We start from the raw sequence: 21914 nt of genomic DNA on the forward strand, positions 1-21914 counted from the left end.
CGGCGGGACGCCTGTTCACCTCACGGGCTCAGCCGCCGAGCAGCGGCCCGGACGCCCGTCCCAGCACCGAGCCGACGCGCTCCCACGTCTCCGTGTCGCGTTCCACGGGCGGGAGTTGAGTGTCCTCGGCCTTTTCGTTCCAGTGGCTCGCCACCGCGACGGGGTCCCCGCCGCCGGCTGCCGACGCGGCGAGAGCCGCCGCGCCGAGTGCGACCAGTTCGCCGCTGCCGGGCACGATCAGAGGCCGCCCGGAGAGGCGGCGCACGGTCTCCACCCAGGTACGGCCCTGGGCGCCGCCGCCGATGAGACGCAGCGGCCGGCCGGCGACATCGGGGTCGGCCGGGTCCAGACCGCACGACCGCAGCAGTTCGTCGAGCGCGCGCAGCACGGTGAAGGCCGCGCCCTCGTAGGCGGCGCCCAGCAGTTGCTGCGGGGTGGTGTCGTGCCGGAGGCCGGTGAGGAGACCGGACGCGGTGGGCAGATCCGGGGTGCGTTCGCCGTCCAGATAGGGGAGGAGCACGGTCGCGCCGCCCGGCGTCGCGTCGTCGCGGTGCAGGCCGAGCAGGGTGGCGACCTTGTCGACGGCGAGGGTGCAGTTGAGCGTGCAGGCCAGCGGGAGGTACGTGCCGTCCGCCGCGGCGAACCCGGAGAGGGCCGTGGACGCGGGCCTGGCCCTGGACGCGGCGAAGACCGTGCCGGAGGTGCCGAGGCTGAGGACGGGGTGGTCCAGGAGGCCGGCGCCGCCGAGGCCGAGGCCTACGGCGGCGGCCATGTTGTCACCGGTTCCGGCTGCGACGGCGATCCCGGCCGGCAGGCCGAGGGACTCGGCCGCGGCAGCCGTCAGCGAGCCGATCCGGGTCGCGCCGGTGGCGGCGACCGGGGGCAGCAGCGAGGCGTCCAGGCCGAGCAGGTCCAACAGCTCGGGGTCGTACGCGCCGGTGGCGGTCGAGTACCAGCAGGTGCCCGAGGCGTCGCCCGGGTCCGTCGCGGCCGTGCCCGCGAGCCGCTCGGTCAGGAAGTCGTGCGGCAGTCGTACGGCGGAGGCCGCGGCGGCGTTCGCCGGATCGTTCTCGCGCAGCCACTGCCACTTCGACGCGGTCATCGCCGCGACCGGTACGGAGCCGGTGCGGGCGGTCCAGGCCTCGGGTCCGCCGAGCGCGGCGGTGAGGGCGGCGGCCTGCGGGGCGGAGCGGGTGTCGTTCCACAGCAGGGCCGGGCGGAGCGGGCGGCCGGTCTCGTCGAGGACGACCAGACCGTGCTGCTGGCCGGCCACGGCGATACCGGTGACGGCGGACGCGGAGAGCCCGGACTCCTTGAGCCCGGCGGCGACGGCGTCGCACAGGGCACGCCACCAGACCTCGGGGTCGCTCTCGCGTGCCCCGCCCTCGCCGGTGACCACGTGCGGGGCGCGGCCGACGGCGAGCAGCTCGCCCGTCTCGGCGTCGGTGACGGCGGCCTTGGTGGACTGGGTGGAGCTGTCCACGCCGATGACGACGGTACGCGGCGGCATGGGCTACCTCTTCTCGTGCAGGGATTCCGGTCGTACGCAAGGGGTCGCGCAGATTTTGGTTGTGCGACAAACAAATTACGTGATCGATGGCGCCGGGAACAGAGGCGGCCCCCGTTTCGTCGTCCGAGGGGTTACGTCGGCGGGGTGCCCCGTGCATGATTAGTCATGCGACTGAACAAATTGATCCGGCCGGACGGCCGGTGCCGGACCCGACGCATGCGAAGGCGGACAGACGATGACGGAACGCTTCACGCCCACCCCTGCGGACAAGTTCAGCTTCGGCCTGTGGACCGTGGGCTGGCAGGGCCGCGACCCGTTCGGTGACGCCACCCGGGCCGCGCTCGACCCGGTCGAAACCGTCCAGCGACTGGCGGAGCTCGGCGCCTACGGTGTGACGTTCCACGACGACGACCTCATCCCGTTCGGCTCCACGGACACGGAGCGCGAGGGCCACGTCAAGAGGTTCCGCCAGGCTCTGGACGCCACCGGACTCATCGTGCCGATGGCCACCACCGACCTCTTCAAGCACCCCGTGTTCAAGGACGGCGCGTTCACCGCGAACGACCGCGACGTGCGCCGTTACGCGCTGCGCAAGGTCATCCGCAACATCGACCTGGCCGTCGAGCTGGGCGCCACCACCTATGTGGCCTGGGGCGGCCGTGAGGGCGCCGAGTCCGGCGCCGCCAAGGACGTCCGCGTGGCGCTGGACCGCATGAAGGAGGCCTTCGACCTGCTGGGCGACTACGTCACCGAGCAGGGCTACGACCTCCGCTTTGCGATCGAGCCGAAGCCGAACGAGCCCCGCGGCGACATCCTCCTGCCGACCATCGGGCACGCGCTGGCCTTCATCGAGCGCCTGGAGCGCCCGGAGCTGGTCGGCGTCAACCCGGAGACCGGCCACGAGCAGATGGCGGGCCTCAACTTCCCGCACGGCATCGCCCAGGCGATGTGGGCGGGCAAGCTCTTCCACATCGACCTCAACGGCCAGTCCGGCATCAAGTACGACCAGGACCTGCGCTTCGGCGCGGGCGACCTGCGTCAGGCGTTCTGGCTCGTCGACCTGCTGGAGAGCGGCTACGAGGGTCCGCGCCACTTCGACTTCAAGCCGCCGCGCACCGAGGGCTACGACGGTGTCTGGGCCTCCGCCGCGGGCTGCATGCGCAACTACCTGATCCTCAAGGAGCGCGCCGCGGCCTTCCGCGCCGACCCGGCCGTGCAGGAGGCCCTGACCGCCTCCCGCCTGGACGAGCTGGCCCTGCCCACCGCGGCCGACGGCGTCGCGGGGCTGCTCGCGGACCGCTCGGCGTACGAGGAGTTCGACGTCACCGCCGCGGCCGAGCGCGGCATGGCGTTCGAGGCTCTGGACCAGCTCGCGCTGGACCACCTGCTGGGCGTGCGCTGACGACGGCCGTGCACGGGGGCTGCCTCGGCCCCGTACGGGGCGGGCCCAGCCGTACGGGGGCGGGCCCGCCCCGTCCCCGTACAGCCGGTGGTCAGGCCTGCGGCGGGGCGGGCCGTGCGTACGCCACCGGATCCGCCAGCACGTCCTGCACCACCAGTGCCGCCGCGCCCCGCGCCGCGTCACCCGCGACGGACGACGCGCGCAGCCGGCCGCTGCCCCGCGACCACAGGCCCGACACCACGCGGCCCGTGAGCTCGTCGTCGGCCGGCGGCGAGAGCCACGGCATCAGGCTCCGGTAGATCCCGCCGAGCACCACCGCGTCCGGGTCGAAGAGATTCACCGCGCCGGACAGGACGCGCCCCAGCATCAGGCCCGCCTCGGCGATGGCGGCGAGCGCCCGGGCCTCGCCGGCCTGTGCGCGGCGCTCCAGCTCCATCACCCCGGCGGCCCCGCCGCCGGCCTCCTCGATCCCTGCCGAGCGGAGCAGCGCCGTCTGCCCGGCGTACTGCTCGAGGCAGCCGCGCGAGCCGCACCGGCACTCCGGACCGGCAGGGTCCAGGACCACGTGCCCGATCTCCCCGGCGAACCCGTGCGCACCGCGCAGCAGTTCGCCGTCGAGCACGAGGGCGCCGCCGACACCGATCTCGCCCGTCAGATACAGAAAGGTGCGGACCGTACCGAGCCCGCCGAACCACAGCTCCGCCAGCGCCGCCAGGTTCGCCTCGTTCTCCGAGCGCACCGGCAGCTCGGGCGCTCCGGGGCGCAGTCCGCTCAGGGCCTCGGCGAACAGGTCCTCCGCCGCGACCCGGTTCCAGCCCAGGTTGGGCGCCTGGCGGACCGAACCGCCCGAGACGAGTCCCGGCAGTGCGAGCGTCGCCCCGACCGGGTACAGATCCTGCTCCCGCGCCGAGTCCAGGGTGCGCGCGGCGATCGCGGCGGCCCTCGCCAGCACCTCGCCGGGCGGGGCGCCGCGGTTGTCCAGGTGCTCGGTCTGCCGGACACGTCCCGTCCCCGCCAGGTCCACGACGCACACCGACACATAGTCGATGTTGATCTCCACGCCGAGGCCCGCGGGACCGGTGCGGGCCACCTTCAGGGCGGTGCCTGGGCGCCCCGCCTGCCCGCTGAACGTCTTGCCGGACTCGGTGACGAAACCGCTGTCCAGCAGCTGCTCGACGAGGGAGGACACCGCGGCCCTGGTGAGCCCCACCCGGGCGGACACCCCGGCCCGGGTCGCCTCGCCGGCCTCACCCTCGTCCCGTACCGCGCGCAGCACGAGGCTCAGGTTGTGGCGTCGCACCGTGTCCTTGTCCGCCTTGGACCCCAGCGGTGTGAGGTAGCTCTTCATATCGTCGACGAGCCTATGCGATCGCGTACGTGCGTACGGACCTCAGGAGAGTTCGTCCGGCGGGCCGCGGTCAGCGGGTGCGCGCGGCACCCTGCGGTACGACCCTGAGGTCCGCCTCGATCCGGGCGGCCGTGGCCAGGAGCGGCGGCAGCAGGTCGCGCCGGATCGAATCGACCGAGTTCCGGCTCGCGTGCACGGGGATGTTCACCGCCGCGACCACTGTCCCCTCCCGGTCCCTGACGGGAGCCGCCACCGAACGCAGCCCCTCCTCCAGCTCCTGGTCGACGATGGCGTGGCCCTGCCTGCGGACACGGCGCAGCTCGTGGAGCAGCAGGTCGGGCCCCACGACCGTCCGGTCCGTGAAGGGTTCGATCTGCGCACGCCGCACCCGGGGCCCGATCTCGCTCTCCGGCAGGTGCGCGACGAGTACCCGGCCGACCGACGTCACCAGGGCGGGGAACCGGGTGCCCACCGTGATGGACGCCGTCATGATCCGGGTGGTCGGCACCCGTACCAGGTAGACGATGTCGTCCCCGTCCAGCACGCACAGCGACGACGACTCGCGGACCTCCGAGACGAGCCTCTCCAGATGGGGCTCGGCCACATGGGGCAAGGAGTAGCTGGAGATGTAGGCGTAGCCCAGTTCGAGGACGCGGGGGGTGAGCCGGAAGAGCCGTCCGTCGGTGTGCATGTAGCCGAGGTCGACGAGTGTCAGCAGGAACCGGCGGGCCGTGGCCCGCGTGATGTCGCAGACCCGCGCCACCTCGCTCAGGGTGAGCTCCGGACGGTCCGCGTCGAAGGCGCGGATGACGGCGAGGCCGCGCTCGAAGGACTGCACGAAGTACGGCTCACGTGCCTGCCCGTCCATCGGTCGCCCCTCTGTCGCGAGAGCGCGCACGACTGTGCGCCAGGTGCACGCTAGGGGGCGGCCACCGAGGCGTCAATGGACCTGATGCCTTCTCAGAAAGCAGCTGTGCCAAGGCAGAAGGGTCCGTGCACGGTGGTTGACCCCTCTCGGCGGGCAGCCCTATGTTCCCACCGGGAACCACTGTGCGTTCCCCGCACGCCATGTCGAGCGCCACCACCACTCCGGGGGCACCATGCGTCGTCTGCTTGTCGGGTTCACCGCCGCGCTCCTCGTCTCCACGACAGCGGCCTGTGGATCGTCGGACCCGTCCACCCCGTCGAAGGGCGGGAAGGCCGCCGTCAAGGTCGGAGTCATCCCGATCGTCGATGTCGCACCCGTCTACCTGGGCAAGGAGAAGGGCTTCTACAGCAAGCGGGGCATCGATCTGACGCTCGTGGGCGCCCAGGGAGGCGCGGCGATCGTGCCCGGTGTGGTCAGCGGCCAGTTCCAGTTCGGCTTCTCCAACGTCACCTCCCTGATGATCGCCGCCGACAAGAACGTCCCCGTCAAGGCCGTCGCCAACGGTGTCGCCTCGACCGGCAAGGACGGCGGGGACTTCGCGGGCATCGTGGTGAAGGGCAACAGCCCGCTGAAGACCGCCAAGGATCTCGAGGGCAGGAAGGTCGCCGTCAACACCCTCAAGAACATCGGTGACACCTCCGTGCGCGAGTCGGTCCGCAAGGCCGGCGGAGACCCCTCGAAGGTCGCATTCGTGGAGCTGCCCTTCGACCGGATGCCGGCCGCGCTCGACGGCGGACAGGTCGACGCCGCCTGGGTCGTCGAACCCGCGCTCGCCACCGTCAAGGGCAAGGGCGGCCGTGTCATCGCGTCCAACTTCGTCGACCTGGCGCCGGACCTGACGGTCGCCCTCTACTTCACCTCGCAGCAGTACGCCCAGAAGAACCCGGAGCTGGTGAAGAAGTTCCAGGAAGCGACCCGGGAGTCCCTGGCCTACGCCGACAGCCACCCCGACGAGGTCCGCAAGGTCCTCACCACCTACACCAAGATCCCCGAGTCGACGCTCCAGGCGATGACCCTGCCCGAGTGGCCGGCCGAACCGAACCGGGCATCCCTCGGCACCCTCGGCCGGCTCGGCGAGCGCGACGGTCTCCTCTCCGGCACCCCGGACCTGGACGCACTCCTGCCATGACGACCGACACCCCGACGAAAACTCCCACGGCACGCGGCCGAGGAGTCCGGCAGGGGCCGGTCGACGCCGCACTCGGCCTCGCCGGAATGGCCGGCTTCCTCGCCCTCCTCGAAGTCGTCCCGCGCACCGGCCTGGTGTCGCCCGACTACCTGCCGCCCACCAGCCGCATCGCCGTCGCGCTCGCGGACGAACTGGCCGACCCCGCGTTCTGGACGGCGCTCGGCGACACCCTCACCGGCTGGTCCGTCGGCCTGCTGATCGCCACGGTGCTGGGCGTCGCCGCCGGAACCGTCATCAGCGGCGTCCCGTACCTGCGCCGCGCCACCGCGTCCACGGTCGAGTTCCTTCGCCCCATACCCTCGGTGGCCCTGATCCCCCTCGCCGTCCTGCTCTACGGCACCGACCTGCGCTCCACGCTGCTCCTGGTCGTCTACGCCGCCTTCTGGCAGATCCTCGTCCAGGTGCTGTACGGGGCCCAGGACGTCGACCCGGTCGCCGACGAGACGGCCCGCAGCTACGGCCTCTCCGCCCGGGCACGCATCCGCCATGTCGTGTGGCCCACCGCCCTGCCGTACGTCATGACCGGCATCAGGCTCGCCGCCTCCGTCGCGCTGATCCTCGCCGTCACCGCCGAACTCGTCATCGGATCCCCGGGGCTGGGCGCACGGATCGCCGTCGCGCAGACCTCGCAGGCCGTCCCCGAGATGTACGCCCTGGTGGTCGTCACCGGTCTGCTCGGCCTGATCGTCAACGTCGGCGCGCGCGCCGTGGAGCGCCGGGCCCTCGCCTGGCACCAGTCCGTCCGCGGCGAGGCGGCCGTATGAGGCGCGCCCTCGCCCAGGTGCTGTTCGCCCTCGGGCTGCCGGCCGTTCTGCTTGCCGTCTGGTGGGTGGCCTCCGACGCGAGCACCCAGGTCTACTCGCCGCCCCTGCGCACCATCCTCACCGCATTCGGAGACGTCTGGACGGGGGACCGGATCACCGCCGACGTCCTGCCCAGCATCCTGCGCCTGCTCGCCGGATTCTCCGTCGCGGCCGTCCTGGGAGTGACCGCCGGGATCGTCATCGGCTCCTACAGGCGGGTGCGGGCCGCGACCGAGCCCGTGCTCGAATTCCTCCGGGCCGTGCCCCCACCGGTCCTCGTCCCCGTCATCATGCTGTTCGCCGGGATCGGGGACACGATGAAGATCTTCGTCATCGCGAGCGGCTGTGTCTGGCCCGTCCTGCTCAACACGGTCGAGGGTGTGCGGGCTGTCGATCCCGTCCTGAGCGAGACCGCACGTGCGTACGGCCTGCGGGGCGGCATCCGCCTCCGCCATCTGCTGCTGCGCTCCGCAAGTCCCCAGATCTTCACGGGACTTCGGCAGGCACTCTCGATCGGGATCATCCTGATGGTGATCAGCGAGATGTTCGCGGCCAGCAACGGCCTCGGCTTCGCCGTCGTGCAGTTCCAGCGCAGCTTCGCCATCCCCGAGATGTGGAGCGGCATCCTCCTGCTCGGCCTCCTCGGCTTCCTGCTCTCCGTGCTCTTCCAACTCGTCGAACGCCGCGCCCTCGCCTGGTACCACGGTCTGCGCGCGTCCCGGAGGCAGCCGTGAACGAACCGGTGACCGAGCCCGTGAACGAACTGAAGGACCCCGTGAAGGACCCCGTCGTGAAGGGACCGCAGCACATGCTCGATGTACGGGGCCTGCACAAGGTCTACGAGGGCCAGGGCCGCCGCGTGGAAGCCGTACGCGATCTGACCTTCACCCTCGCACCGGGCGAACTGGCCTGCCTGGTCGGCCCGTCCGGCTGCGGCAAGACGACCCTGCTCAAGTGCGTCGGCGGACTGCTCACGCCCACGTCCGGCGAGATCCACCTGAACGGCACCCGCGTCACAGGGCCGCCGCCCGGAATGGCCGTGGTCTTCCAGGAGTACGGGCGCAGCCTGTTCCCGTGGATGCGGGTACGGGACAACGTCGGCCTTCCCCTGCGGCAGAAGAGATCACTGGACAGGGCGCGGCGGCACCAGCTCGTCGAGCGCTCCCTCGCCGCGGTCGGTCTCGCGGACGCGGGCGGCGCCTATCCCTGGCAGCTCTCCGGCGGTATGCAGCAGCGCGTGGCGATCGCGCGGGCCATCGCCTACGAGCCGGAAGTCCTGCTGATGGACGAGCCGTTCGCCGCCGTGGACGCCCAGACCCGCGCCGATCTGGAGGACCTGGTGCGGGGGCTCTGGCAGGAGCTCGGGATCACCGTCCTCTTCGTCACGCACGACATCGACGAGGCGGTGTACCTGGGGCAGCGGGTGCTGGTCCTGTCCGGGGCGCCGACCGTGGTGCGGGAGCAGGTGAAGATCGATCTGCCCGAGGAGCGGGACCAGTTGACCACCCGTGTCCTGCCGCGCTTCGCGGAGCTGCGCACCCATGTGTACGAGCAGATCCAGGCGGCGAAGCGGGGGGAGACATGAGGCCGCTCCCGGCGGGCCGCGCGGGGCGGCGACGAGGGACGCGACGGCTCCCGCCGCCGCGTCCCTCCCGTGATGCCCGGCGGTCCTACATGTCCGCCGCGTCGGTCACCGCACCGAGGTCGACGAACTTGAATCCGGTGGTCTCCCGGCCTTCCTCGCCGCCCGACCCGGATGTCTCGTGCCCGTCCTGGACCACCAGCAGGCCGCGCGGGTAGCGGGCGCCCAGCGGCTCGTTCAGCACGGCGGCACCGTCGCACTCCTCACTGCCGTCGAGGTCGGCCGACACGGAGGTGATGCGGAACCCGCCCTCGTACTCGTTGTGCTCGGACACCTCGCGGTCGTACAGGGCGAAGGTGTTGTCGCCCTGGCTCGACGCCATGAGGTAGCCGTCGCCGTCCGCCTCCCTGAAGAGGGTCAGACCCTCCACGTCCGCGGCCAGTCGCTTGCCGCCGAAACCGGGGTCGGTGCCGGGCGCGCACTCCTCGGTCCCGGGGTCGTAGGTCCCGGGGACGCCGTACTCGCGGACCTTGTCGACCAGGACCGGGCGCCCGTCGAGACCGGCCGGGACGCGCCAGATGCCGACGTCCTCCTGGCCGGCGTAGAGCACACCGTTCGCCGGGTCGACGACCATGCCCTCCACCTGCGGCAGCTCGCCCGGCTCACCGCACGGGGTCCACGACGTGCCGTCGGGGAGCCGGAAGGACGAAGGGAGGGTGAGGGTGCGCACCGTGCGGTAGCCGACCGTGCCCGCGGCCGTCGGCCGCAGCTCCAGCAGCGCCAGCTCGGTGGCGTTGCGCCGGCTGACGACGGCGTACGAACGGCCCGTGCCGCGGTCCTGCCAGGCGGCCAGACCGTACGTGGTGCGCTGGTCGTTGATCTCGGCCTGGTCCGCCGAGAAGACCGGGGCGGCGGCCGGGTCCGTGATGTCGGTCAGCGGCTTGCCGGGGCGCGAGGGGTCGATGCGGTAGATGCGGAGGCGGTCGTTGCCCCGGTCGCTCACCACGGCCACGTCGGCACGGCCGGCCGGGGTGCGCAGTCCCGTGACGAGGTCGACGTTGTTGAACCGGCCCGGTGCGTCGTCCTCGGTCGCGGGCGACGGCGCCGGAATCGACTGGACCAGGGCGGCGTCGAGTCCGTAGACCCGGAGCCCGCCCTCCTTGGCGGTGGCGACGACCAGGCTGCGCCCCGGGTCGGCCGGGTTGCGCCAGATCGCCGGGTCGTCGGCGTTGGCGTTGCCGCCCGCCGCGTCGTCGTACAGCGCCGTCGTCTCCGACGTCGCCCCGACGGCCGGCAGGGACCGTGCCTGTGCGGGGGACAGCGGGGCGAGGGTGATCAGTGCCGTACCCAGGAGGGCGGTGACGGTCAGACGCGAGGAGCGGTGCATACGCACGGATGCTTCCTGTCGTGAGAGGGACATGTCCATGACTCGTCAGGAAGTGTCGGGTGACGGGGCGGTGCTCCGGTGTCGGGTTGATGAGCGGGGCATGGGCGGGAGGTGAATTCGCGCCCCGGCCGTGCGACGGCCGGGGCCCTGGCGGTGGTGCGCCACCGGGCCCCGGCCTCCGCTGCCCGCGGCCTCAGGGCTGTGCGCCCCGGGCCTTCAGCATGTCCGCCATGAGCGCGATCTCCGACTCCTGGGCGCGGGCCATACCCGCCGCCAGGTTCCTGATCTCCTCCGTGCCCGCCGCGTCCGCCGCGGCCTGCGCCATCTCGGCGCCCGCGCGGTGGTGGACGGTCATCAGCCGGAGGAACTGCACCTCGGCGTCCCTGCCTTCGGCCGCGCGCAGCCGGTCGAGCGCGGTGTCGGTGGCCATGCCGGGCATCAGGGCGCCGTCGGCCGCGGGTGCGGCGGTGTGCCCCATCCACGCCATCGGCGGCCGGTCCGAGCTCTTGGGCCGGCCCCACGTCTCCAGCCAGCCGAGCATCATGCCGCGCTGGTTGGCCTGCGTGTTGATGATGTCGTACGCGAGCCGCCGTACGTCCTCGTCGTCCGTGCGGTCCCGGACGATGAACGCCATCTCCACCGCCTGCTGATGGTGGATCGACATGTCCCGGGCGAACCCCACATCGGCCGAGTCCTCCGCGGGGGCGGACGCCCCGGAACCCGACGAGGCCTGCCCCGACGGGGACGCCGAGGACGGCCGTACGACCATCAGCAGCACCAGACCCACGGCCACCAGGAACACCACGGCGCCCGCCGCGACCAGCGATCGGGGGGCGCGCACGGGTGAGGTCACTTCGCGATCCCGCCGCTGCAGGCGGCACCCGGCTCCGGGGTCTGCGCACCCTGGACGTACTTGGTGAAGAACTGCCCGACGCGTGCGTCGGTGGCGCTCTTCACCGTGACCTGCTTGCCCCAGGCGCTGAGAACCAGCGGATCCTTCTGATCGGCCACCGGGCTCATCAGGGAGTACGGGGTCTTGGACACGCGCTCGGCGAGCGCCTCGACGTCGGCGCCCTCGGCCTTCTCGTTGTACGTGACCCAGACGGCGCCGTGCTCCAGGGAGTGGACCGCGTTCTCCTTCGGTATCGCCTCGGTGTAGACGTCGGCGTCGCAGTTCATCCAGACCGGATTGTGGTCACCGCCGACCGGCGGGTTCATCGGGTAGTCGACGGGCTTCTCGACGTGGTTCTGCTCCAGCTTGTCCCAGGACCGCTCACCCGTGACGGGGGAGGTCTTGGCCTTCTCCTCGGCCTTGTCCTGCTCGTCGGCGGCGGACATCAGGTACCCGCCACCCGCCACGAGTGCGGCGACCACGGCGACGGCGGCGCTGATGGTGATGATGCGGCTGCGGCGCTCGCGGGCCCGTTCCTTGCGGCGGGCCTCCTCGAGCTTGGCGCGGCGGGCGGAGGCAGGGCTGTTCTGGTTCTTGGCGGAAGCCATCTCGGGTCCTCGGGTTCATCGGGTTCACGGGGAACGGAACGCAGGCGCGGGACGCGCGCGATGCGGGGGAACGAGGCAGGGCAGTCCCCTCGGCGCCGTACGCGGCGGCGGGGAGGGAGCCCGGCCTCCTAGATCCGTTGGACCTGCAGACGGAGATGATCGACGGCGCCCGCACCGTCGTTGGAGGGCCCCCGGATGGCCGCGGCGCCGGTGAGGGGGCCGGCCGGGGGCAGGGCCGAGGTGCAGGGGAGGGCGGCGGGTGCGCCCGGGCCCGGGAGCACGACGGCCGTCGAGTGGTCCGTCACGCCGTGGCAGGAGCTGCCGAGTCCGCGCTCGCCCGGGGCGTCGGCCGTGACGACCGACAGGGATGCGGCGGGCACCGGGGTGAAGGCCCGGACGGCGGACGCGGCAGGTACGTCGGCGCGGGGAGCGGCCGTCACGGACGGCGAGCAGCAGAAGAACACGGCCACGAGGACGAGCACCCAGCCCAGCACGACGGACGGGGTGACTCCGCCCCGTCGCCGGTCCGTCCGCTCAGTCCGCCTGGTCATCGCCGCCATCGTACGGGTGCGTGAAATTTCAATGAGTGTGGCCCACAGCTTGGCAGGATAGTGTGCCCCGGTGACGACGCAATCGAACATACCTGCGGGTTGGCATCCGGATCCCCATGGCGCGCCCCAACTGCTGCGCTACTGGGACGGCTCGCAGTGGACCGAGCACACCCATCCGGCCCAGGCTCCCGCCGCCGGCCAGGCTCCCGCCGCCGGTCAGGCCGCCGTGCAGCCTCAGGCCGCGGTGCCGCAGCAGCAGGCGGCCCCCCAGCAGCAGATGGCCCCGCAGCAGCAGGTTCCCCAGCAGCAGGTACCTCAGCAGCAGGTGGCCCCCCAGCAGGGTGCTCCCGGCGCCGGGTCGCTGTTCAACCAGCAGGTCCTGGTCGTGAACCAGAAGGCCAAGCTGATCGAGGTCACGAACGAGTACCGCGTCTTCGACCAGCAGGGCAACACCGTCGGTTCCGTCGTCCAGGTCGGACAGAGCGCCTTCCGCAAGGTGCTCAGGTTCGTCTCCAGCATCGACCAGTACCTGACGCACCGGCTGGAGATCCGCGACGCCTACGGTCAGCCGCAGCTGCTCCTGACCCGGCCGGCGAAGTTCATCAAGTCCCGGGTCGTCGTGCAGCGTCCGGACGGACAGCCCGTCGGTGAGATCGTCCAGCAGAACGCCATCGGGAAGATCAACTTCGCCATGATGGTCAACGGCCAGAAGGTCGGCGCCATCAAGGCGGAGAACTGGCGCGCCTGGAACTTCGCCATCGTCGACCACAACGACGCCGAGATCGCCCGGATCACCAAGACCTGGGAAGGCCTCGCCAAGACGATGTTCACCACGGCGGACAACTACGTGCTGCAGATCCACTACCAGCTGCCCGAACCGCTGCTGAGCCTCGTCGTGGCGACCGCCCTGACCGTGGACACCGCACTCAAGCAGGACGCCCGCGGCTTCGGCTGACCAGGCCCTGAACGCCCCGCCCGCGCACACCCGGTGCGGGGCGGGGCGTTCTGCCGTGCCGCGTCACGCCCGGACGTCGTCCGGGCCCGCCATGTCCTCCAGCACCCGCTCGGCGACGGCGAACGCCGCATTCGCCGCGGGGACCCCGCAGTAGACCGCGGTCTGCAGGAGGGCGGCACCGATCTCCTCCGGGCCGAGCCCGTTGCGTACCGCCGCGCGGACGTGCATCGCCAGCTCGTCGTGGTGCCCGTGCGCGACGAGGGCGGTGAGGGTGATCAGGCTGCGCTCGCGCCGGGACAGCGTCGGGTCGGTCCAGATCTCGCCCCAGGCGTAGCGGGTGATGAAGTCCTGGAACCGGGCGGTGAACGGCGTCGTGGCGGCCTGCGCCCGGTCGACATGCGCATCGCCGAGCACCTCGCGCCGCACTTCCGTTCCGCTCCCGCGCTCCGCGGGAGCGAAGTGGGCGCGCATGGACTCCCGTACGGCCTGGGGGCGCTCGGCCGGTGCCAGGTGCGAGGCGTGCGGCAGCTCGACGAGCGTCGCGCCCGCCACCGCGTCTGCGATCTCCCGGGCGTGCGCGGGCGGGGTCGCGGGGTCCTCGCGGCCCGCGATCACCAGCGTCGGCGCCCGCACCTGGGAGAGCCGGGAGCGCAGATCGTACGAGGCGAGCGCGTCGCAGCACGCGGCGTACGCCGCGGGGTCGGTGCCCAGGAGGTCGTCGAGCAGCCCGGGTGCGGTGAACCCGGGGGTGAACCAGCGGGCCGCGGCGCCCTCCGCGACCGGGCCGATGCCCTCGGCACGCACACGGGCGGCCCGCTCGCGCCAGGCGCCGGGGTCGCCGAAGCGGGCGGAGGAGCAGACCACGGCCAGCCGGTCGATCCGCTCAGGACGGTGTACGGCGAGCCAGAGCCCCACGGCGCCGCCGAGCGAGACCCCCGCGTACGAGAACCGGTCCAGGGAAAGCGAGTCGGCCAGGGCGAGGACCAGTCCGGCCAGATCCGCGACGTCGGCCCCCGGTCCGATCAGCCCGGCGGGCGACCCGCCGTGTCCGGGCAGGTCCCACCGCACGACGCGGTGGGACGCGGAGAGTTCCGGCGCGACCCCGTCCCACAGAGCGGTGGACGTGCCGAGCGACGGGCCGAGCAGGAGCGGGGGAGCCGAGGCCGGCCCCTCGGCGCGGTGGTGCGGAAGGCGGGCGGGAGTCGTGGTCATCGGCGCTCCAGAGCACGGTCGGTGAGCGGACCGGCTGCGCCGGTGTACCGGGCCGGGTCGGTGAGTGCGGTGAGGTCCAGACCGGCGAAGGCGGGCTCGCCGGCCAGCACGTCCGCGAGGGATCTGCCCTCGTCCCGGGCGCGCCCGGCAGCCCCGGCCAGGATCTCCCCGGCGCGGGACCGGCCCACCCGGCCGGCGGCGACCGCGGCCAGCCGCTCCGAGACGATCAGCCCGCCGGTGACCGGCAGATGGGCCCGCATCACGGCGGGGAGAACCCTCAGCCCCTCGGCGAGTGCCGCGGCATCGCAGGCGGCCCCGCCGACCAGCCGCAGCAGGTCCCGCAACGGCTCCCACTCGGCGTGCCAGGCGCCGGCCGGCCGCTCGTCCTCCGCGGCGAGCGAACCGTAGAGGGTGGCGGCCGGGCCGGGAGCGCGCCGGGCGGCGGCGGCGATCAGGGTGGCGCGGACCGGGTTGGCCTTGTGCGGCATGGCGGACGAGCCCCCGCCCCGTCCTTCCGCGACTTCTCCGATCTCGGTACGGGACAGGACGAGGACATCGGCCGCCGCCTTGCCGAGAGCGCCCGCCGTGAAGGCGAGCGCACCTGCCAGATCGGCGATCGGGGTACGGAGTGTGTGCCAGGGCAACAGCGGCTCGGCAAGCCCCAGTTCCCGTGCGTACGCGGCGACGAGTGGCAGCCCCGCATCGCTGCGGCCCTCCGGGGAGAAGGCCCCGAAGGCGGCCAGGGTGCCTGCCGCGCCGCCGAGCTGGACGGGCAGCGAGTCGCGCACCGCCGTCAGCCGGTCCCGCGCGTCGAGCACCAGCGACCGCCAGCCCGCCGCCTTGAGACCGAACGTCGTGGGTACGGCGTGCTGGGTCAGGGTGCGGCCCGGCATGGGTGTGTCGCGGTGTGCGGCGGACAGCTCCTCCAGCGTGTCGGCCGTCCGCCGCAGGTCGTCGACGACGAGCGCCAGGGTCCTGGCCGCCACCAGCATCGCGGCCGTGTCGAGGATGTCCTGACTGGTCGCGCCCCGGTGCACGTACGGGCGGACATCCTCCTCGACCGCCGCGGTGAGATCGGCGACCAGGGGGATCACCGGGTTGCCGCCGGACCGGGCCCGCAGCGCCAGATCCCGCACGTCGAAGCGGTCCGCGTCGGCGGCCGCGGTCACCGCGCGGCCCGCCCCGGCGGGAGCGAGGCCGCAGACCGACTGGGCGCGGGTGAGCGCCGCCTCGGCATCCAGCATCGCCTGCAGGAAGGCACGGTCACCGGTGGCGGTCTCGGCGGGGGAGCCGGCCCGGCCGGGGGCGAGAAGCCCGGCATCACTCTCGTACATCAGCTGAACTCCAGAAAGACCGTCTCGCCCTCGCCCTGGAGACGGATGTCGAAGCGGTAGGTACGCGGGTCCGTGTGTGTCGCGATCAGTGTGGCGCGGCGCTCGGGCTCCAGCGACTCCAGCAGCGGGTCCGCGGTCCCCGTGCCCCGTTCGAGCAGGTCCGGGAGGTAGACGCGGGTGTGGAGGTGGTGCAGCAGACCACGGGCGAAGAGTGCGACACAGAGGTACGGGACGCCGCCGGGCGGCAGGGTCCGCACGGCCCAGTGCCCGTCCGCGTCGGTCGGCACCCGGCCGAAACCGGTGAAGTCCACGCCGTTGCGCCCGATGACCCGGCCGGTGGCCGGATCACGGCGGAGCGACCCGGGGCGCCCGGCACGCGAACCGTCCGGAGCGGGCTGCCACGTCTCGACGACGGCGTCGGGAACGGGGGCTCCGCTGCCGTCGCGCACGACGCCGTGCACGGTGACCGTGTCCGGGTGGCCGGCCGGGGCGATCTCGCCGCCCCCGGTGAAGGGCAGCGCGTATCCGTAGAAGGGGCCCACGGTCTGGGACGGTGTCGGGGGGAGGTACGTCATCAGGCGCGGCCTTCCTCGGTCCAGGTGGCGCCCGGACCGTCGAGGACGATGTCCCAGCGGTAGCCGAGCGACCACTCGGGGACGGACAGATCGTGGTCGTACGACGCGACGAGCCGCTCACGGGCAGCGGAGTCCGTGACCGAGCGGAGTACCGGGTCGTACGGGAAGAGCGGATCGCCCGGGAAGTACATCTGGGTGATCAGCCGCTGGCTGAACGCCGTACCGAACAGCGAGAAGTGGATGTGCGCGGGGCGCCAGGCGTTGACGTGGTTGCGCCAGGGGTAGGCGCCCGGCTTGATCGTCGTGAACGCGTAGCCGCCCTCGTCATCGGTCAGGCAGCGTCCGAAGCCGGTGAAGTTGGGGTCGAGCGGAGCAGGGTGCCGGTCGAGCTGGTGGGCGTACCTTCCGGAGGCGTTGGCCTGCCACAGTTCGACGAGCTGCCCGCGCACCGGGCGTCCCGCGCGGTCCAGGACCCGGCCCTGGACGGTGATGCGCTCGCCGAGCGGTTCGCCCAGGTGCTGCGCGGTCAGATCGCGGTCCAGCGCGGTGACGTCGGTGACGCCGAAGGCGGGTCCGGACAGCTCGACCGCCTCGGGGTCGCGGACGGGGACCGGCGGGCGGTGCGGATGGCGGTAGTGGCTGCTGCGGTACGGGGGGTAGTCGCGCGGCGGATGGTGCGCGCCCGCGGGGGCGGCCGCCTGGATCCCGGCCACCTCGGAGTCGATCTGCTGCTGGCTCAGCCCGTCGGGCAGCGGGCGGGTGGTGTCACGTGCGGTCATGTCACGGCTCCGTGAGAGTTGCGGCTCGGCCGATAATGCTCAGTACACTGATCAATGTGCGATGGGAGTGAAGCTAACCAAGGCGAGTTGTCGCGGTCAAGAGGCTCAGTACACTGTGTATCTCAGCGAAGAAGAGAAGCGCAGAAGAGGGCGGTGCCGTGTCCGCGGTCGACCTGAGCAGCCATCCCGGGCATCTGGCCCGGCGACTTCAGCAGGCGCACCATCTGCTGTGGAACACCATGGTCTCGGAGGAGATCACCTCTCCCCAGTTCGCCGTGCTCAACGCCCTGACCGCCGAGCCGGGGCTGGACCAGCGCACGGTGGGGGAGCGCGTCGGGCTCGACCGGTCCACCGTCGCCGAGGTGATCACCCGGCTGCTGCGCCGGGAGCTGCTGGACAAGGTGCGCGACCCGCACGACGGGCGGCGCTTCCTGCTGCGGCTCACCGACGACGGCGCCCGTACGCACCGGAGGCTCGCGGTGCGTACGGGGCGGATGAACCAGGTCTTCCTCGGCCCGCTCTCCGCCGATGAGCAGCAGCTGCTCCTCGACCTGATGCGGAGGGTGTCGGACGCGGCGGAGAGCCTGCGGGCGCCGGAGGACGTCCGGGCCGCCGGAGGTTGAGGGCGCGTGTGCCCGTGCGTTACGGCGTGTGGATGCCGAACGCCGCCGCCTGCGGATCGCGGAGTACGGCGATCCACCGCCCGCCCGGCAGGCGCATCGGCGGCATGAGCTGGTCGCCGTGCGCGCTCAGGGCGGTGGCGGCCGTCTTCTCGACGTCGGGGACCGCGAAGTAGGGCAGCCAGTGCGGGGGCGTCTCCTGTTCCTCCTCCCCGCTCATCGCCATCATGCCGCCGAAGTCGGCACCGTCCACACCCCAGTGCGTGTACTGCTCCGAGGCGTTGACCGTCCAGCCGAACACGGCCGGGTAGAAGGCGAGCGCGCCGGCCGGATCGGGTGTGCGGAGCTCGGCCCAGCCCAGCGTGCCCGGTTCGCCGAAGCGCGACGTGCCGGCGAAGGCGCGGGCCTGCCAGAGGGAGAACACGGCGCCCGAGGGATCGGCGACCACCGCGAACCGGCCCTGGTCGAACACGTCCATCGGCCCGATCAGCAGCGTGCCCCCGGCCGAGCGCACGGCGTCGGCCGTGGCGTCGACGTCCTCGGTCGCGAAGGACACGGTCCACGCGGGCGTCTGCTCCGGCCGGTAGGAGGGGGTGAGCGCGGCAACGGCGTCCTCGCCGAGGCGCGCCATCGTGTACCCGCCCGCTTCGGGGCGCGGGTCGGTCTCGGACCGCCAGCCGAACAGTGCGGCATAGAACGTCTGGGCGGCAGGAACGTCCGAGGTGCTCAGCTCCACCCAGCAGGGGCGACCGGGGACCGGTTCGACGAGCGTCATGCGATTCCTCCAGGGGCGAGCGGCAGGGCGCGTTCACGGCTGCTGTGCAGAACGCTATGGCCGCACGGTCGAGGGGGCTACCTGGGAAGGATTCGTTTACAGGTGTAATACCTGTTAACGTATTCAGGTGAGTGATACAGCAGTGCGCCCCCGGAAGCCGTCCGTCCGCAGGCTGCCGGTGACCGGCACCCTGCGGCTGAACAGCCCGGCGGAGATCTGGTTCAAGCCCGCGCTGAGCGTGGTGGTCGCCTCGGCGGCGCCGAATCTGCTGCTGTACTCGATGGACCGCCTCGACCTCGTGATGTACACGATGGCCGGCTCGCTCTGCGCGCTGTACGGGCACAGCCTGCCGTACGCGCGCAGGGCCCACACCGTCGTCCGCGTCGTCCTCGGCATGGTCGCCGGCCTCGCCGTCGCCCTGCTCGCCGCCTCGGCCACCGACTCGACCGCCGTGCTGATCACCGTCGGCGCGCTGCTCGCGGCCGTGCAGAAGACCTTCTGCGACGCCTCAAGGATCGGCCCGCCCGGCAACCTGATCTTCACCTTCGTCACCTCGGCCGCGCTCTTCGCTCCGCAGGAGCCCGGACAGATCCCCGGGCACCTCGCCCTGGCGCTGGCGGCGGGAGCCTTCTCCTGGCTGGTCGCCGTCGGGCCCGCACTGTGGCGCAGGGAAGGCCCCGAGCGACGCGCCACCGCCCGCGCACTCGACGCCGCCGCTGCCTACGCGGCCGGGCCCGGCCCGCGCACCCGTCATGCCGCGGTCGCCGCCGTCCACGCCGCCTGGCAGTCGCTGCTCGCCGCCGGTCGCCCCACCCCGGTACGACAGGAACTCGAACGTCTGGTGGTCCACGCGGAGCGGACCCTCGCCGGTACGCCCGCCGAAGGCTGCGACCCCGCTCCCGGCTCCGCTCCCGGCCCCGCAAAACTGAGCGCATGGGCGACGACGACGCGGGCACGCGGGCCGGTGCCGAGCCCTCCGCCCGCCCCCGGCACCGTCGATCAGCTCTTCGGAATCGGTGCCGAACGGGCGGGGCGGCGGACCGGACGGGGGAGGCGCGAGGCCCGGCGCGCGCTCCTGCGCGCACTCGCCCCCGGCTCCCCGGTCCTGCCGATCGCCCTCCGTACGCTGATCGGCTGCGCGTTCGCCGGCTACGCGTCCTCGGCACTCGGCGTGGGCCATCCGTACTGGGCCATCGTCACCGCGGCGTCCGTGTACCAGCCCAACGTGACGCTCTCCTGGAGCCGGGCCGTACAGCGCACCGTGGGCAACCTCGTCGGCGTCCTGGTCTTCGCCGCCGTCGTCCCCGTCGCCCGGATCGGTCCGCTCGCCCTCATCCTGTGCGTCCTGGCGTTCAATTTCGCCGCCGAGGCCCTGATCACCCGCAACTACTGGCTCGGTTCCATCGCCGTCACTCCGATGGCCCTGCTCGTCATGGAATTCGCGGACACCCACCCCGCCGGAGGGCTCATCGCCGACCGTGCCCTGGACACGCTCGTGGGAGCAGCGGTCGGACTGCTCGTCGCGATCGCCGTCCCCAACCGCCGTGCCGCGGGCCGCGTCGAACGGGCCCTCACCGCAACCGCGGAGGCGCGCGGCCGCGCCGAGGACCTGATCGCCGACCTGAACTCCGACGACCTCGCGCTCGACCTGGCCCGCAGGCGGCTGACGTCCTGCCTCGTCGAACTGCGCGACGCCGGTGACATCGCGGCGGGGGAGTGGTGGCAGCGCGCCCTGCCCGAGGAGGAGATGCTGGCGGCGGAGCACGCGGGACACCGTACGCTCGCGGCGACAGCACAACGGCGGGGAGCGAGCACCCCGCCCCCGGAGAACGGAGCGGTGTGACCGACGACATCGTGGCCTCGGTGGTACGGCAGTGGCACGCCGTCAATCCGGAGCTCGACACCGGACCGATGGAACTCATCGGCCGCATCAACCGATGTGCCGCCCTCCTCCAGCAGGCGGAGGACGCGCCGTTGCGCGCCGCGGGACTGACCCGTGCCGAATTCGATCTGCTGGGCGCGCTGCGCCGCACCGACCGTGAGCTCACCCCCGGGGACCTGGCCCGCGAGACCTTCTCCTCCGGCGCCGCGGTGACCAAGCGGCTCCGTGCCCTGCAGGAGAGCGGCCTGGTCGACCGCCGCGGCGACGACCGGGACCGCCGGGTCGCCCACGTCCGGCTGACCGGCGAGGGCCGCGAGCTGGTCGACCGGCTGCTGCCCCAACAGCTCGCCTACGAACGCACCGTCCTCTCCGGCCTCGACGAACGGACCCGTACACGGCTCAGCGGTCAGCTCAGCGAGCTGCTGGTGCAGCTGGAGGGCCGCATCGGCGGATCCCGCCGCTGACCCGCGCGGTGGCCGCGCCGGTCATCGCAGCCGGCCGCGCGCGGGCCGGTCAGGCCGCCTCCACGGGCGGTGGTGCCACCGACTGCCGCAGCTGCGCCGCCCGTTCGGCGAGTGCCGCGTCGCCGCCGCGGTCGGCGGGTGCGGACGCGCTCAGGGCGAGCCGGTCGCGCCGGCCAGGTACGGCCAGGGGTACCGCGACGGCGTTCAGGCCCAGGACCGACTCGCCCCGGCTGAAGGCCCTGCCGAGCTCACGGACCTCCGCCAGTTCGGTCAGCAGCCCGGTCCGGGAGACGAGGGTGTGTGCGGTGAGCGCGGGCAGCCGCTCCTGCGGGTAGAGGGCGCAGACCTGGTCGACGGTCATCCGGGAGAGCAGCACCTTTCCGGCGGCGGTGGCGTGGGCGGGGTGGGCCCGCCCCGTCTCCAGCATCACGCGCACCGGGTGCGGGGACTCGCGGCCGTCGGTGACGATCACCTGATCCCCGATCAGGGCGGCGCTCTGCACGGTCTCCCCGGTGCGCCGCACGGCTTCGTCGAGTACGGCTCCCAGCCGCGCGCGCACCTGCGTGCCGAAGCCCGCCGGCCGGCCCAGGCGGAACAGCTCCGGCCCTGCCTCGTACCCCCGGCCCGAGGGGTCGCGGACCGCGAATCCGCGGCCCTCCAAGGTGCTGAGCACGCGGTGCGCGGTGGACCTGCCGATACCCAGGCGACGAGCGGCTTCGGAGACGGTGAGGCTGTCCTGTGTGAGGAACAGCTGCATCAACCGGAGGCCGGTGTCCAGCGATTCGATGGTGTAGCCCCGTGCCGCCGGCACCGCCGCGGAGACCTCCCCGTACATCCGTCCGTCGATCACGAATCTGCTCCTTTCGATCTGATTCGATCGCATGTGCCCTTGTCCCGCCCTGCGGTATTCAGGGTTTCGTGTGCGTCTCGAATACTCGCCCGCATGTGCGTTTCGAATGCGTCGCTTCGGCTTTCCGGCGCGCACCGCACGAGCGGTCTGCCGGCGGGGTGTCCCGCACAGAAGGACGCAGGGGTCTGGTTTCGGCCGATTCCCGCATTCCGTTACTCCCTGCGCACGCACGACGGCGTTGAGTGCAAAACCTGGTGAGTGTATTACC

General features: G+C 72.6%; 22 protein-coding genes. 9 read left to right on the forward strand and 13 right to left on the reverse strand.

Annotation, left to right across the window (positions count from 1 at the left end; translation table 11 throughout):
- Nucleotides 1-28: 28 nt before the first annotated feature.
- Nucleotides 29-1510, reverse strand: coding sequence for a xylulokinase (gene xylB / locus ACFQ6X_RS08340; RefSeq protein ID WP_383177797.1), 1482 nt, complete (start codon nt 1508-1510; stop codon nt 29-31).
- Nucleotides 1511-1745: 235 nt separating this feature from the next.
- On the opposite strand from xylB, the gene xylA reads away from it, so the two are divergent.
- Nucleotides 1746-2912 carry a xylose isomerase gene (gene xylA, locus ACFQ6X_RS08345; RefSeq protein ID WP_383177800.1) on the forward strand — a complete coding sequence of 389 codons (1167 nt, stop codon included), beginning with the start codon at nt 1746-1748 and terminating at the stop codon, nt 2910-2912.
- A 91-nt stretch (nt 2913-3003) separates the two neighbouring features.
- On the opposite strand, the gene ACFQ6X_RS08350 is transcribed toward xylA, so the two are convergent.
- Nucleotides 3004-4260, reverse strand: a complete 1257-nt coding sequence (locus ACFQ6X_RS08350; protein ID WP_383177803.1) for an ROK family protein — start codon at nt 4258-4260, stop codon at nt 3004-3006.
- A 70-nt stretch (nt 4261-4330) separates the two neighbouring features.
- Nucleotides 4331-5128, reverse strand: a complete 798-nt coding sequence (locus tag ACFQ6X_RS08355) for an IclR family transcriptional regulator C-terminal domain-containing protein (RefSeq protein ID WP_383177806.1) — start codon at nt 5126-5128, stop codon at nt 4331-4333.
- A gap of 232 nt (nt 5129-5360) precedes the next feature.
- Between ACFQ6X_RS08355 and ACFQ6X_RS08360 the strand changes: the two genes are divergently transcribed.
- The 4 genes from ACFQ6X_RS08360 to ACFQ6X_RS08375 all read left to right on the forward strand — a co-directional run bounded on the left by ACFQ6X_RS08360 (nt 5361) and on the right by ACFQ6X_RS08375 (nt 8765).
- Entirely contained in the window at nt 5361-6317 is a 957-nt protein-coding gene (locus ACFQ6X_RS08360) for an ABC transporter substrate-binding protein (protein ID WP_383177809.1), read from the forward strand.
- An 86-nt stretch (nt 6318-6403) separates the two neighbouring features.
- Nucleotides 6404-7141 (forward strand): ABC transporter permease, encoded by a 738-nt coding sequence (locus ACFQ6X_RS08365; protein ID WP_383178159.1) that lies wholly within the window; start codon nt 6404-6406, stop codon nt 7139-7141.
- On the forward strand, nt 7138-7914 hold the full coding sequence (locus ACFQ6X_RS08370; RefSeq protein ID WP_383177812.1) for an ABC transporter permease: 777 nt from the start codon (nt 7138-7140) through the stop codon (nt 7912-7914). The genes ACFQ6X_RS08365 and ACFQ6X_RS08370 overlap by 4 nt, the downstream gene beginning before the upstream one ends.
- 74 nt (nt 7915-7988) lie before the next feature.
- Nucleotides 7989-8765 carry an ABC transporter ATP-binding protein gene (locus ACFQ6X_RS08375; RefSeq protein WP_383178162.1) on the forward strand — a complete coding sequence of 259 codons (777 nt, stop codon included), beginning with the start codon at nt 7989-7991 and terminating at the stop codon, nt 8763-8765.
- Nucleotides 8766-8850: 85 nt separating this feature from the next.
- On the opposite strand, the gene ACFQ6X_RS08380 is transcribed toward ACFQ6X_RS08375, so the two are convergent.
- The 4 genes from ACFQ6X_RS08380 to ACFQ6X_RS08395 all read right to left on the reverse strand — a co-directional run bounded on the left by ACFQ6X_RS08380 (nt 8851) and on the right by ACFQ6X_RS08395 (nt 12200).
- On the reverse strand, nt 8851-10155 hold the full coding sequence (locus ACFQ6X_RS08380) for a phytase (protein WP_383177815.1): 1305 nt from the start codon (nt 10153-10155) through the stop codon (nt 8851-8853).
- A gap of 187 nt (nt 10156-10342) precedes the next feature.
- Complete coding sequence (locus ACFQ6X_RS08385; RefSeq protein ID WP_383177818.1) at nt 10343-11002, reverse strand: DUF305 domain-containing protein; 660 nt, start codon at nt 11000-11002, stop codon at nt 10343-10345.
- Nucleotides 10999-11649, reverse strand: a complete 651-nt coding sequence (locus tag ACFQ6X_RS08390; protein WP_383177821.1) for a DUF3105 domain-containing protein — start codon at nt 11647-11649, stop codon at nt 10999-11001. Before ACFQ6X_RS08390 ends, ACFQ6X_RS08385 begins: the two co-directional genes overlap by 4 nt.
- 128 nt (nt 11650-11777) lie before the next feature.
- The gene (locus tag ACFQ6X_RS08395) at nt 11778-12200 is read right to left on the reverse strand and encodes a hypothetical protein (RefSeq protein WP_383177824.1); all 423 of its coding nucleotides are present in this window, start codon (nt 12198-12200) and stop codon (nt 11778-11780) included.
- Between the two features lie 70 nt (nt 12201-12270).
- On the opposite strand from ACFQ6X_RS08395, the gene ACFQ6X_RS08400 reads away from it, so the two are divergent.
- A complete protein-coding gene (locus ACFQ6X_RS08400) occupies nt 12271-13155 on the forward strand; it encodes a phospholipid scramblase-related protein (protein ID WP_383177826.1) in 885 nt (294 codons plus the stop codon).
- A 63-nt stretch (nt 13156-13218) separates the two neighbouring features.
- Here the strand turns inward: ACFQ6X_RS08400 and pcaD are convergent, their stop codons facing one another.
- Genes pcaD through pcaH form a run of 4 tightly spaced genes read right to left on the reverse strand, consistent with a single transcriptional unit; the run spans nt 13219 to nt 17055 of the window.
- On the reverse strand, nt 13219-14367 hold the full coding sequence (gene pcaD, locus ACFQ6X_RS08405; RefSeq protein WP_383177829.1) for a 3-oxoadipate enol-lactonase: 1149 nt from the start codon (nt 14365-14367) through the stop codon (nt 13219-13221).
- On the reverse strand, nt 14364-15701 hold the full coding sequence (pcaB, locus tag ACFQ6X_RS08410) for a 3-carboxy-cis,cis-muconate cycloisomerase (RefSeq protein WP_383177832.1): 1338 nt from the start codon (nt 15699-15701) through the stop codon (nt 14364-14366). The genes pcaD and pcaB overlap by 4 nt, the downstream gene beginning before the upstream one ends.
- Entirely contained in the window at nt 15701-16276 is a 576-nt protein-coding gene (pcaG, locus tag ACFQ6X_RS08415; protein ID WP_383177835.1) for a protocatechuate 3,4-dioxygenase subunit alpha, read from the reverse strand. The genes pcaB and pcaG overlap by 1 nt, the downstream gene beginning before the upstream one ends.
- Nucleotides 16276-17055, reverse strand: coding sequence for a protocatechuate 3,4-dioxygenase subunit beta (pcaH, locus tag ACFQ6X_RS08420; RefSeq protein ID WP_383177838.1), 780 nt, complete (start codon nt 17053-17055; stop codon nt 16276-16278). The genes pcaG and pcaH overlap by 1 nt, the downstream gene beginning before the upstream one ends.
- A gap of 158 nt (nt 17056-17213) precedes the next feature.
- On the opposite strand from pcaH, the gene ACFQ6X_RS08425 reads away from it, so the two are divergent.
- A complete protein-coding gene (locus ACFQ6X_RS08425) occupies nt 17214-17678 on the forward strand; it encodes a MarR family winged helix-turn-helix transcriptional regulator (protein WP_383177841.1) in 465 nt (154 codons plus the stop codon).
- A gap of 19 nt (nt 17679-17697) precedes the next feature.
- Here ACFQ6X_RS08425 and ACFQ6X_RS08430 read toward each other — a convergent pair whose 3' ends face one another.
- A complete protein-coding gene (locus tag ACFQ6X_RS08430; protein WP_383177844.1) occupies nt 17698-18450 on the reverse strand; it encodes a VOC family protein in 753 nt (250 codons plus the stop codon).
- 127 nt (nt 18451-18577) lie between these two features.
- Here ACFQ6X_RS08430 and ACFQ6X_RS08435 point away from each other — a divergent pair, with 127 nt between their 5' ends.
- Together ACFQ6X_RS08435 and ACFQ6X_RS08440 are read left to right on the forward strand one after the other, a co-directional pair.
- Nucleotides 18578-20293 (forward strand): FUSC family protein, encoded by a 1716-nt coding sequence (locus ACFQ6X_RS08435; RefSeq protein WP_383177847.1) that lies wholly within the window; start codon nt 18578-18580, stop codon nt 20291-20293.
- A complete protein-coding gene (locus tag ACFQ6X_RS08440) occupies nt 20290-20796 on the forward strand; it encodes a MarR family winged helix-turn-helix transcriptional regulator (protein ID WP_383177850.1) in 507 nt (168 codons plus the stop codon). The genes ACFQ6X_RS08435 and ACFQ6X_RS08440 overlap by 4 nt, the downstream gene beginning before the upstream one ends.
- 49 nt (nt 20797-20845) lie before the next feature.
- Here ACFQ6X_RS08440 and ACFQ6X_RS08445 read toward each other — a convergent pair whose 3' ends face one another.
- Nucleotides 20846-21646, reverse strand: a complete 801-nt coding sequence (locus ACFQ6X_RS08445; protein ID WP_383177853.1) for an IclR family transcriptional regulator — start codon at nt 21644-21646, stop codon at nt 20846-20848.
- Nucleotides 21647-21914: the final 268 nt, after the last annotated feature.

The sequence above is a fragment of the Streptomyces sp. NPDC056452 genome (assembly GCF_042796085.1).
Classification (GTDB): Bacteria; Actinomycetota; Actinomycetes; order Streptomycetales; family Streptomycetaceae; genus Streptomyces.

Excerpts from the sequence above, each read along its gene's own strand:
- xylB (WP_383177797.1), bottom strand. The coding sequence starts at position 1,510 with ATGCCGCCGCGTACCGTCGTCATCGGCGTGGACAGCTCCACCCAGTCC.
- xylA (WP_383177800.1), top strand. The coding sequence starts at position 1,746 with ATGACGGAACGCTTCACGCCCACCCCTGCGGACAAGTTCAGCTTCGGC.
- ACFQ6X_RS08350 (WP_383177803.1), bottom strand. The coding sequence starts at position 4,260 with ATGAAGAGCTACCTCACACCGCTGGGGTCCAAGGCGGACAAGGACACG.
- ACFQ6X_RS08355 (WP_383177806.1), bottom strand. The coding sequence starts at position 5,128 with ATGGACGGGCAGGCACGTGAGCCGTACTTCGTGCAGTCCTTCGAGCGC.
- ACFQ6X_RS08360 (WP_383177809.1), top strand. The coding sequence starts at position 5,361 with ATGCGTCGTCTGCTTGTCGGGTTCACCGCCGCGCTCCTCGTCTCCACG.
- ACFQ6X_RS08365 (WP_383178159.1), top strand. The coding sequence starts at position 6,404 with ATGGCCGGCTTCCTCGCCCTCCTCGAAGTCGTCCCGCGCACCGGCCTG.
- ACFQ6X_RS08370 (WP_383177812.1), top strand. The coding sequence starts at position 7,138 with ATGAGGCGCGCCCTCGCCCAGGTGCTGTTCGCCCTCGGGCTGCCGGCC.
- ACFQ6X_RS08375 (WP_383178162.1), top strand. The coding sequence starts at position 7,989 with ATGCTCGATGTACGGGGCCTGCACAAGGTCTACGAGGGCCAGGGCCGC.
- ACFQ6X_RS08390 (WP_383177821.1), bottom strand. The coding sequence starts at position 11,649 with ATGGCTTCCGCCAAGAACCAGAACAGCCCTGCCTCCGCCCGCCGCGCC.
- ACFQ6X_RS08395 (WP_383177824.1), bottom strand. The coding sequence starts at position 12,200 with ATGACCAGGCGGACTGAGCGGACGGACCGGCGACGGGGCGGAGTCACC.
- pcaD (WP_383177829.1), bottom strand. The coding sequence starts at position 14,367 with ATGACCACGACTCCCGCCCGCCTTCCGCACCACCGCGCCGAGGGGCCG.
- pcaB (WP_383177832.1), bottom strand. The coding sequence starts at position 15,701 with ATGTACGAGAGTGATGCCGGGCTTCTCGCCCCCGGCCGGGCCGGCTCC.
- pcaG (WP_383177835.1), bottom strand. The coding sequence starts at position 16,276 with ATGACGTACCTCCCCCCGACACCGTCCCAGACCGTGGGCCCCTTCTAC.
- pcaH (WP_383177838.1), bottom strand. The coding sequence starts at position 17,055 with ATGACCGCACGTGACACCACCCGCCCGCTGCCCGACGGGCTGAGCCAG.
- ACFQ6X_RS08430 (WP_383177844.1), bottom strand. The coding sequence starts at position 18,450 with ATGACGCTCGTCGAACCGGTCCCCGGTCGCCCCTGCTGGGTGGAGCTG.